General features: G+C 38.2%; 5 protein-coding genes and 2 pseudogenes. 4 read left to right on the forward strand and 3 right to left on the reverse strand.

Annotated features, from left to right (window positions below):
• Positions 1–5: 5 nt before the first annotated feature.
• Entirely contained in the window at positions 6–3,641 is a 3,636-nt protein-coding gene (locus IPM92_00335) for a T9SS type A sorting domain-containing protein (GenBank protein ID MBK9106851.1), read from the forward strand.
• 236 nt (positions 3,642–3,877) lie between these two features.
• Here the strand turns inward: IPM92_00335 and IPM92_00340 are convergent, their stop codons facing one another.
• The gene (locus IPM92_00340) at positions 3,878–5,173 is read right to left on the reverse strand and encodes a sulfatase-like hydrolase/transferase (protein MBK9106852.1); all 1,296 of its coding nucleotides are present in this window, start codon (positions 5,171–5,173) and stop codon (positions 3,878–3,880) included.
• Positions 5,174–5,195: 22 nt separating this feature from the next.
• The gene (locus tag IPM92_00345) at positions 5,196–6,134 is read right to left on the reverse strand and encodes a YHYH protein (protein MBK9106853.1); all 939 of its coding nucleotides are present in this window, start codon (positions 6,132–6,134) and stop codon (positions 5,196–5,198) included.
• Between the two features lie 262 nt (positions 6,135–6,396).
• Here IPM92_00345 and IPM92_00350 point away from each other — a divergent pair.
• From IPM92_00350 to IPM92_00360, 3 genes and pseudogenes are all read left to right on the forward strand, one after another.
• Positions 6,397–6,627: pseudogene (locus tag IPM92_00350) on the forward strand (DUF1902 domain-containing protein).
• Between the two features lie 292 nt (positions 6,628–6,919).
• Positions 6,920–8,449 carry a DJ-1/PfpI family protein gene (locus IPM92_00355; protein MBK9106854.1) on the forward strand — a complete coding sequence of 510 codons (1,530 nt, stop codon included), beginning with the start codon at positions 6,920–6,922 and terminating at the stop codon, positions 8,447–8,449.
• 343 nt (positions 8,450–8,792) lie between these two features.
• A pseudogene (locus tag IPM92_00360) lies at positions 8,793–10,180 on the forward strand (MATE family efflux transporter).
• A gap of 493 nt (positions 10,181–10,673) precedes the next feature.
• Here the strand turns inward: IPM92_00360 and IPM92_00365 are convergent.
• Positions 10,674–11,648: a GSCFA domain-containing protein gene (locus tag IPM92_00365; protein ID MBK9106855.1), complete on the reverse strand. Its 975-nt coding sequence runs from the start codon at positions 11,646–11,648 to the stop codon at positions 10,674–10,676.
• Positions 11,649–11,727: the final 79 nt, after the last annotated feature.

Here is an 11,727-nt window from a genome sequence, read left to right on the forward strand (position 1 = left end):
AAACGATGAAAAAAATACTAAGTTTTCTCTTTTTATGCAGTGTATGCATATACCATCTAAACGCCCAAAGCGCTTATTGGAAACCCCTGACGGCAAATTTTGCTTCCAGGGCTGGCAGTGATTGGAATAAAGTAAAGGTCACTAGCTATTTTCAACTCGATCGCCAGAAGTATGCACAACATTTAATAAATCTTTCGAATGCGGCCGGTCAAGGTGAATTTAATCTGGAACTACCTATGCCAGAAGGTGTTTGGAAGACTTTCAGGGTCAAAGAATCTCCTGTTATGGAAGCCGAACTGGCTGCTAAATTTCCGGAAATTAAAACTTATGCGGGCCATCATGGCGAATTGTACATGAGAATGTCCATTTCTCCCTACAGTTTCCAGGTTTACATCCTCACCCCTGAAGGAGATGTGATCATCGATGCACCCGACAGAAATCGCGATGTGTATGCCATGTTCAAAGGATCTGACATTCAGTTTGACGAAGCATTCAACTTAAGTTGTGGAACCAAAGACATAGATGCATTAGATAAATCTGAAGAACGCACGCACGAAAAATCTTTGCAACCGAGAAGTCCGCAGGGAGCACCCGTGAATTTGAGAACCTACAGACTAGCATTGGCTTGCACCGCTGAATGGGCTCTGGATGGTGGTCGTGGCGGTGGTAGCGTACCTACAGCTTTGGATAAAATGGTCGCTTCCTTATCTTACATCAATGCCGTTTACGAAAAGGATGTAGCAGTGCATATGAATCTTGTAGCCAACAATGATAAACTTATATTTCTCGATCCAACTTCTGATCCTTATGGCAATCCAACTTCCGGAGGCGCTTGTTTAGGCCAAAATACGGATGTAGTAACCGATGTGATCGGTAGAGCTGCTTATGATATTGGCCACGTTTTTACCAATACCTGCACAGATGTGGGGGGAGTGGCATTCTTAGCTTCTGTTTGTAATGCCAACAAGGGTGGCGGAGTAACCTGTTGGTACAACACGGATATTGCCTATGTCACACAAAGGATAGCCTGCCATGAAATGGGACACCAATTCAGCGCTTCTCATACCTTTTCGAATTGTAATGGAAATGAATCCGGAACTTCCTATGAGCCGGGCAGCGGTACCAGTATCATGTCCTATAGTGGTTTATGCGGAGCCGGATTAAACGTGGAGACCGGAAATCTGCCACATCCCAATTATTTTCACACGAATTCAGTTGAGAGAATTTATACCTACACGAGAACCGGCGATGGAAGCCGCTGTGGAGTTCAATCTGCCACAAGTAATAGTTTTCCGGATGCTGAGATTTTATTTCCTGCCGGACTTTATATTCCAATACGAACGCCCTTTCAGTTGAAAGGTAGTGCAACGGATATGGAAAATGATAACCTCACTTACAACTGGGAACAATACGATGCCGGTGGTTATGGTATGGTTTTAGGAGAACCCTTGCTCGACGTCGAAGGCCCATTATTTAAGTCAGTATTTCCCGGAAACAATCCCAATAGAATCGTTCCTGTGTGGAATACAATTTTGACCAGAGCCAATTTTGAAAGAACAGAAGTTTTACCTACGGTAAATCGCAAAATCACTTTTAGATATAACGTTCGCGATAACCATCCCGGTTCGGGAGCAACAACAACCAAACAAACGCATTTCTTTGCTATAGATTCTGCCGGACCTTTTAAGGTAAGTTTTCCAAACCTCACAACGGATATCCTTTATGCCGGCAAATGCAATCTCATAAGATGGGATGTGGCCAATACACATAAAGCTCCTGTGTCTTGTAAGAAAGTCAATATCTATCTGATGCCGAATCGCACCAATCCAAATGTGATGATTCCACTTCTCATGGATACCGAAAACGATGGCGATGCATTTGTCGAAATCCCCGATAGCCTGGTAGGAATGATTCGCTCCAGAATTCTGGTTGAATCTGCAGATAATATTTTCTTTGATGTTTCAGATGGTGATATCAGAATCTTTGCCGCAAATAATGTCAATAAAATTCAATTTGGTGTTGCCCCTTCTACATTTGTATTTTGCATACCTGATAAAATTGATTTAAATATTCAGGCCTGTGCTTTTGGCAACAATTCCGGAAAACTGAGACTCATGATTAGCGGTGGTCTGCCAGCTGGTGCAGTTTACCAATTTGAAAATGATGACTTGCCTTTGATAGGAAATACCAAACTTCAACTTGACTTCAGCAATGTAGCCGAAAGTGGCGTTTACCAATTTGAAGTATGGGCCATCACAGAAACAGGTGATACCTTGAGAGAAACCATTGAAATGGATTTGATCAATGTGAATTTTTCAGATCTCAAAACCATTTCTCCGGCCAGTGGACTGGCAGGTTTGCCGCAATCGCTTGAGTTTAAATGGACAGCTGCTAAAAATGCCTTGAGTTATCGCCTCGAAATTGCAAGTTCACCATCGTTTGGGGCTTCTCTGATTTATAGTCTTGACGGTATCAAAGACACCGTCATTACTCCGAATGTTTTCTTCAATGAAAGTACTTTACTTTATTGGAGAATTATTCCGGTAAACCGCTGTGGACTGGGTTCCCCCAGTACCCCTTCGCCATTCCAAACGGTCAATAAAAAATGCGAGTTGACAGATTACCCCGGCAACGTATTGGTGCGCAGTGCTAATAAAACAGGTTACATGCCTGTACCCATCAGAGGGTCGGGAATTATCAGCGATGTCAATGTCAATGATTTGTTTGCCAACGCTATTGGTGTCAACAGTATCACCCTAACACTCGTTAGTCCGCAGGGTACCCGCGTCAAATTATTTGACCGCAACTGTGGGGTCACGGATTTGTTCGATTGTTCGTTCGATGATGAAGGTTTGCTCAATACCATGAATGGTTGTCCGCCTTCGCAGAAAAAAATAATCAAGCCATTGGAAGCTTTAAACAAATTTAATGGTGAAGACAAAATAGGAGACTGGACCCTTGAGGTTGTTACAGACAGATTCCTCAGTGGACAGGCGAATTTTTACGGATTTAAATTAGACATCTGCTCTGAGATTAAAGTCAACAATCCGTTTTTAATTTCAAATCTTGGACTGCAGATGAATCAAGGCGAATTGCGCAATATTGGTCAGGATAAATTGGAATCTGCTGATACGGGTAATACTGCGACAGAATTGATTTATACAATCGTAGTGATTCCTCAAAAAGGCGATCTCATGTTGAATGGAGTAAAATTGGATTACGGTTCAAAATTTACGCAAAAAGACATCAATGATGGCCGCTTGAGTTATAAACATACAGGTGCTCCAATGGAGACCGATGGATTTTTATTTATTGTCGAAGATGGAACCGGTGGTTGGTTTGGAACCGATTTTTTCAAAATTCAGATTGGTCCGCTTGGCACACAGGATGAACAAATTTTTGAATTTAATGTATTTCCAAATCCGGCAAAAAATAGTGTTCAGTTGAGCTTTTCAGAATCATTGGATAAAGATGCACAGCTCAGCGTTTTTGATTTGAGCGGTAAAATGTGGATAAAACAACCTCTGGAATCACGAAGAGCTGAACTCATTGATATTTCAGCCTTACACGATGGTATTTATATATTCCAGATTCGTTCCGGAAAACAATTCAAAACAGCTAAGTTGGTAGTACAGAGATAGGCTCGGATGTTATTTCTTTGAATAAATATTAACGCATTGTGCTCTTAAAATACCAAAGCGAATTCGGTTTTTCAGAAATATATAGCATTGCCGATAACAAGGTTTTGCAGCTTGGCGAAGTGGCGGATTTTGAAGCACTTACTTTCAATTTAGCACTAATGTTCATTTGAAAACCAAATGTTCAATTTAGCACTGAACCCACCATTTTGCCAAACTGTTGTTGTTATAGCCAGTTTTTATTGTCTTATGTTATTTAATTCGGTTTCTAATAATGTTTTTGCACTCTGTTCTGTAGTGGATAGCGCACCATTCAGTAAATTATTATTTTCATAAGGGTCATTTACCAAATTATACATTTCATTACCAGAATTTTTAATTAATAATTTGTATGTGCCATTACTAATTGTCCACAACTCATCAGTTCCGTCTTTTAGTTCTGAATATTGATAATTCCGAATACTGCTAGATTGAGAAAATAAAGATTTAAAACTTTTACTATCGTGATATTCATTTCCATTTACACCTGCAATTTGGGCAATAGTTGCAAAGAGGTCAGTTCCTACCAATAACTGATTGTCTGTTCCATTTCTGAAAACTCCTTTTCCTGAAACAAATAAAGGCGTGTTTATACCGCCTTGATATAAAGTGTTTTTTACTTTTGTACTTGAATATGGGCTTTGAGCTACAAGATTTGTTGTGCCATTATCTCCCATAAAAATAATAACTGTGTTTTCTTTTTCATCAGCAGGAATATTTGCTAAAAAACGCCCAATTTGATAATCCATAGCTTCTATGGAAGCTATAAAATAAGGAGTTGCATCCATACCGTTAGTGTATGCAGGCAAGTTTCCTTGACTGTGCATATTGCTTGGCGGAACGTGAAATGGAGTGTGTGGGGCATTGTAAGCTAGCCAAAGAAACCAAGGTTTACTTTGGCTGTTTACCCAATTAATAGCTAAATCTGTAAATTTCTCTGTTATGTATGTTGTTTGCTGACTGGTTGCACCATCTTCTGTGAGTTGCCATTGAAAATAGTCATCCACTGCACCACGAATTAATCCTGCGTAATAATCAATACCAAAAGTTTCAGGATTAAAGCCAGTACTATTTCCAGAAAGATGCCATTTACCAACTACTGCTGTTGCATATTTATTACCTGTATTATTATTTATATATTTTTGAACCACGGTTTCTGAAGAATTTAATATATCACCAACGCCTTTTACACCCGTACGATAGCCATATTTCCCGGTAATAATAGAAGATCTAGTAGGTGTACACGTTGGATTAACCCAAAAATTAGCAAATAGTAAACCATTATTTCTAATTGCATCAATATTGGGAGTGTTTGGTTTTATACTACCTTCTTGATAGCCTTTTATGGCATCTTTTCCCAAATCATCGGCAATAATCAAAAGTATATTTGGTGTACTTGTTGTTGGAGAAATTACATTACCTTCCTCATCTTTTGAACAGGAAATGCAGAAGAATGCAAGAATTGAAAATGCGAATAAATATTTTAATATTGACATATACCTTTTTTCTATTTGATGATTATTGTGGTGTCCCTTTGTAACAGCCAATATTATACGGAAAATCATAGGTCCAATGATAATGGTAAATATTAATCATTTGCCCGTCCCACAATACAGGATGTTTATGCCCATGACATTCGTCTAAATCTGCTGATTTTAATAACTCTCCGTTTTCTCCATATGGACCATAAATACCAAAACCATCTAACATATATCCCATTAAAGCTGAATGCCCAGAAGTATGTACGTGTATATGGTCTTGTAAATCTTTTGAAGGGTAATGATAATGGTATCTTTCCGTACCATCTGTATGTCCGCCAAATCTATCTAACATTTCATGTGCAGCCGCATCTGTGCCAAGAGTTGAAGCACCGTGATAGATTGCACTACCAGTTAAAGAGTAACCTGCAGGACCAAAGCCAACGCATGATTTTGTTGTAGCTTCTTGCGGTATAGCGGGAATTATAAAACTTAATGGTTGAGGAGAAATAATATTGGGATTGCCATCATATTGATATGGAATGGTGCCAGGTTGTATTGGAAAAATTCCAGTTGGGTGGTTTGGTAAACCATTACCTGATAACACTCTATTACCATTACCATCTAAGGTGACGTTAAATTCAGAAGTCCAAATTACATTTCCTGCAACTTGTGGTTTCTTGGTATAATCCCAAGTTCCATCAGGATTTGTCCAGTCAGCTGCATTATTTGCACCAGCACCATTAGACGGCAACCCACATAACCATAGAGAAAGAAAATCTGGGTTTGGATTTCCTTGGTTTCTAATTAATATTTTGTAAGGTGCTGTCCCACCAAAATGCAATTTGGTTAAGTCTGGTGTCTCAGGTGTAGGCGTTACAATATTTTCTTCATCAATTTTACTACAACTAGAAATTGTAAATATTGAAACTGCAAGAATGAGAAAACTTACTACGAATGTTCTTTTAAATTGTTTCATGATATGCTATTTTATGATTATCTCTTGTTTGACTATATTTCTTACAAAAGGTTAATTTGAATTGTCGGTTTTTTATAATTGGCTATAACAACCGCTAAAAATCAAGCAGGGCGAAGTAGCTTTTCATTCTTCATTTCTTTCTTCAATTTTGGATTCTACTTCTAAAATTGTACTTTTAATTCTTGCCTGCTTTTAGCAGCGGAACGTTATGGGGCACTACAAACTAGGAGCATGAATAAAAGATTAATAACTTTGCAATATCATGGATGGAACAATTAAAATACATTTAGAATAATTGCCGGAAGGTTTTTATTTAGCAACATTTGACGATATACAAGGATTAGTTGCCCTAGGAAGAACTATTATAGAAACAATGGAAATAGCTCGAGATATTTGTAAAAAATTAATAGAATCCCAAAATATTTCAAGTAGCTATATTGAAATTCTTAAAGATAGCTTTGATTATCCTCTCGTTGTATCAATTCTGGGTTGAAGACTCTTACAAAAAATGAGCGAAATTTGTTTTGATGCTGTACAAGGAAAAGGCCGGAAGCCCGAGCAGATGGAATACGCTTAGAGCTTTGCGGTTTTTCAAAAAGTATACGCTACCTTAATGCCCCATTTCAATATTAGTGAAAAGGAGCCCATGAAGAATCTAAGAATTTCCTGTAAAAATTCTTGAGGAGGAGTAAAGTATTCATAATATCAGCACAACACGAAGTAGCGAGTGGTCGTTGATCAATAATCATTGCATTCCATTCATAAGCAGCGTTGCTTAAAAAAATATGATCAGAACATTTTATTTGTATTTGTTTTTAAGTTCACTGAATACCTTCGGACAGGTTCAGGCGGATAGCCACTATATTCCTAAAAACGTAGCCATCTTGCTCTTCAATGAAGTTGAACTTCTAGATTTTGCAGGACCCGGAGAAGTTTTTCAACAAGCTGAATGGAATGGTAAAAAGGCTTTTAATGTGTATACAGTTGGAATCCATTCAAATGAAATTTTGAGTCAGGGATTTTTAAAAGTTACGACGCAATATAGAATTGATGATTGTCCGATACCGGAAATATTGATTATTCCGGGTGGGAATACGATTTCAATTGCAAATGATGAAAAGTTGATTTCCTGGTTGGCTCTTGTTAATAAAAAAGCCGAATACATGCTTACGGTATGTAATGGAGTGCGCTTACTTGCTAAGACAGGAGCGCTTGATGGAAAATCTGCGACGAGTCATTACGGTTCTATAAAAAACCTGATCAGAGATTTTCCGAATATTAATATTGTTACGGGGAAAAGATTTGTTGATAATGGCAGAATCATTACGACGGAAGGTGTATCCGCAGGAATCGATGGTTCTTTATATCTGGTATCGAAAATTTTGAATGATGCGTCGGCTGAAGGAGTGGCTAAGATTATGATGTACTCCTGGAGGCCAGAAGCCCTGGATTATTTAAATGTTCCACTAGCGGATACCTCGTTTGAAAATCGAATTTCAGCCTTTTGTTGGATGCCGGATGGACAATCCATACTCTTCAATGTTTTAAAACTGGATAAAACTAAAAAAGCGCCCCCGGTACTCCGAAATTTTAAATACAATATCCTTACAAAGAAGACAGAGCTATTGCAAATAAATGGAGGAGGAATGGCAGTTTCACCGGATGGCAAAAAAGTGGCCTTTATTAAGAATATTCAAGGCATGGATGAAATTTTCCTGTATGATTTTGATCGAATGACAGACACCGTATGCATAAGGGATACACTTAAAAAGTTTGCGGTAAGTTGGTCTCCTGATGGGAAAGGCCTTGTATATAATATTAGAACGGGCCAGGGGAAAAATGGGAAAGTGGAAATTTACACTTATAATCTGCAATCCAATAAACGGGCTCAAATTACAAATGACTTACCCTTCAAATCTTATGCACCAAGCTGGAATTTAAGTAATGATAAAATTGTGTATACCGCCGAAAAAGGGGATCAACACGATCAGATATATTTAACAGATAGGAATGGAAGTTACCATAAAAATCTTACCAGAGATATCACGACCCATAATTTTTCACCAATTTGGATGAACAATCAGACCATTATATTTTTGCAGGCACCGGGAGATATAATGACTATAAACATAGATGGAAGTCAAAAGCGGAAAATCGATGGCATTCGAGCTTCGCAATTTCGGTTTAACACTAATACAAATGAAATCATTTATTTAGACCCGGATGAAAATTTGGTATTGTATGATATGAAAGCCCGTATTCAAAAATTACTCATTAAACCAACCGAGTGGAATGTACTTTTTAATGAATTTTAGTAGATCAGGATTAAACATGTTGTTCTATTAACATGCCAAAGCGAATTTAACTTATTTAATACCATAACACCTTAATTATTAGTAGAAGAACCATTCAGTTGGTTGCTGGTTTTGGGTAAAAAAATTTGAACATGATTAACGTCAAACAAACTATTTATTTTAAAACCCAATGCAACAAAAACATAGAGTTGTTTGCCATTTGAAAGCTAGAAATCCATGCATAAAGGAGCGTCAGCGCAATTTCTAAAATATACTTTTGAAGTAAGCATTTATTATTTTCTGAATTTCAACCAAGCTATTCGTTGAAATACTGCATTTTTGCAGACCTAATTCAGCCTTTATTATGCTTTTTTGGAATAAGTTTAGAGAATTCATCCGTCTGTTTAAAATGTCATTGACAGGCGAAGCCGTGGATTATACGCAAGGTAGTATTCCAAGAGCGGTATTCTTATTGGCTGTTCCAATGATCCTTGAGCTCAGCCTTGAAAGTGTATTCGCTATTGTAGATATTTTCTTTGTTGGAAAATTGGGGCCGGCAGCAATTGCAACAGTGGGTCTTACCGAATCCGTGATCACTATTATTTATTCCGTTGCGATTGGTCTGAGTACAGCAGCTACAGCTATCGTTGCGCGTCGTATTGGTGAGAAAGATCCGATTCGTGCCGCAGAGGCCGGAGCACAGGCTTTGTGGATTGCACTTGGTTTAAGTGTAATACTTTGTTTTTTGGGTGCATATTTTGCCGGCGAGATATTGGGACTCATGGGAGCCAGTGCAGAAGTTGTAGAAGTAGGTACCCCTTTTGCACGCATCATGTTGGGCAGCAGTTTTGTCATTATGTTATTATTCCTGATCAATGGAATTTTCAGAGGCGCCGGGGATGCTGCCATGGCGATGAAAAGTTTGTGGCTCGCGAGTTTGATCAATATCATATTGTGCCCGATTTTTATTGAAATTTTTGGACTCACAGGTGCAGCCATCGCAACTGTGGTTGGGCGGACTACCGGAGTGTTGTATCAATGCTATCATTTATTTAAGGGAGATGGGATTTTAAAATTAATACCAGCGTATTTCAGAATCAATATTGATTTAATCAAATCTATGGTTAACCTGGCATGGCCTGCTACTTTTCAATTTATCATCGCCAGTGGTAGCTGGATTGTTATGGCCAAACTGGTTGCAGAAACAGGAGGAACAGATGCATCCGCCGGTTATCAAATTACCATTCGGAATATCGTATTTTTATACTTCCCGCATGGGGGCTTAGCAATGCTGCGGCAACTCTGGTAGGTCAAAATTTAGGCGCTGGCCAAGCCGAACGCGCTGAAAAAAGTGTATTGCTCACAGCAAAATACAATGGAATATTTATGGCCTTCGTTACCCTTTTATTTATGTTTTTTCCGGATGCCATCATCTCTATTTATACCAACGATCCTGAGGTTACAAAATATGCCGTATTATCCTTGCGCATTATTGGGTCCGCATATATTTTTTATGGCGTAGGTATGGTCATGATCCAGGCCCTCAATGGAGCCGGTGATACGCGAACACCTACGTGGATTAACTTTATTTGTTTCTGGATTTTTCAAATTCCGTTTGCCTATTTTTTAGCCATTGGTATGGATATGAAAACTACAGGTTCGTTTATTGCCATCCCCGTTGCTGAAACCATCATTGCAATCGTAGCATGGTATTATTTTAAATTGGGAAAGTGGAAGAAGGTTATTGTTTGAAAGGAAGAATATTAGTTGTCCCGACATGAAGAAACTTCATTTACATAAAAACATGTTGATGTCGAAAGTCGATAGTTGAATAGGCAACTATTACTAAGCGCGAGCAAAACAAAAATAAATCAAACTAGCATCCGTTTGGAAAACGGAGTTTTCCTTTCGCCCCAGCGTATCCCGCTTTGTAAAATTCTACGGAGTCCATTATACATTTATAAAGCGGGATGGAGACTACGCAGAGCTATTTCTTTTTAAAAAAAAATTTTTAAAAGAAGCAGGATCTGCTCTCCTCTTCGCATCGTGGAGAGGAGCTGGAGGTGAGGTGAACGCATGGATGAATTGATTAATAATCATTAGTTTGAATAACTGTCCAATATGAGTTCATTAAAAGGTTGATAGTTGTCGAACACTAACAAACGTTTGTTAGTATACGAACTCCATTTATTATTAAAATTATTAAAATTTAAATAAATTAAAATTTCAAAACCTTTTTAACCCTTTAACCTTTAACAATTAGCCGATCTCCTAATTCGGGATAATCTTTTTCCAACATTGACCTGAATGCATCTAATTTAAGTAAATGATTTCTGAAATTTGACGAATCCGGATGTAAAATGCGGTGATTTAATAAATGGTGATATGCTTCCAGACGTTTTATATATTCCAATGTTTCTGCATCAAAATAGGCTTCTGTGAAATAAGTCCAAATGTAATCTACAGCTGCTTCCGTGGGATGAATGAGATCTTCTTTGACATAGCGGTAATCTCGCAGATCATCCATAAAAATTTCATAGGATGGAAAATAATCAACGTTTTCAAGATTCCTGGAAAGTTCGTCGCAACTCAGTAAAAGGATGGCTTTGCTGCAGCTGTTTTCTTCAAATCCATCGCGTAGGTATCGCACTGGACTTACCGTGAGAATTATTTTTATATCGGGATTGAATACTTTAATTTTTTGAAATGCTCCGGTCAGGGCAAAGATGATTTGATCAGTTCCGGCTCTCTCTTTGATGAATTCTGATGGTGGAATTTTGTGGCAATTCGCAGCAATTTGGTTTTTGCCTTTATGCAAGTAATAATGGGCAGAACCCAAAGTAATGATCATGTAAGCGGCTTGCGCCAGTTGAACCCTCGAAGTTTGTATGCCATTGTTTATTTCATCCAGCATAAGTATGCCATCAGATTTTGAATACGAGCCATGATGGTCCAATGAATGGAACAAACCATCTCTTTCAATGAGATCTTCAACATGGTAAATATGTGCATCCATCAGTTTTTCAATCTGGCTCGCAAAACTCATTGGATTGAAAACGATCCCAAAAGGATGTCTTATGTTATTTATTTTACATATTTCGAGTCGTGAAGATATTTCTTGAGCAAAACAACTTCCGGCTGTATATATGCGCTGATGGTAATGGATTTTGCATTTATTTTGAATTGGAGGAAAAACACTTCTGCCGATATAGGATTTCATGGTCCAAAATTAATCATCCGGAGGGACGCAAAGCATTAAATTAAATGGGGTATTATTGGCAGACTCGACAGAGATGTTA

The sequence above is a fragment of the Saprospiraceae bacterium genome (assembly GCA_016719615.1).
Taxonomy (GTDB): domain Bacteria; phylum Bacteroidota; class Bacteroidia; order Chitinophagales; family Saprospiraceae; genus Vicinibacter.

Coding starts and splice junctions, on each gene's coding strand:
- IPM92_00355 (MBK9106854.1), top strand. CDS start 6,920: ATGATCAGAACATTTTATTTGTATTTGTTTTTAAGTTCACTGAATACC.
- IPM92_00345 (MBK9106853.1), bottom strand. CDS start 6,134: ATGAAACAATTTAAAAGAACATTCGTAGTAAGTTTTCTCATTCTTGCA.
- IPM92_00340 (MBK9106852.1), bottom strand. CDS start 5,173: ATGTCAATATTAAAATATTTATTCGCATTTTCAATTCTTGCATTCTTC.
- IPM92_00365 (MBK9106855.1), bottom strand. CDS start 11,648: ATGAAATCCTATATCGGCAGAAGTGTTTTTCCTCCAATTCAAAATAAA.
- IPM92_00335 (MBK9106851.1), top strand. CDS start 6: ATGAAAAAAATACTAAGTTTTCTCTTTTTATGCAGTGTATGCATATAC.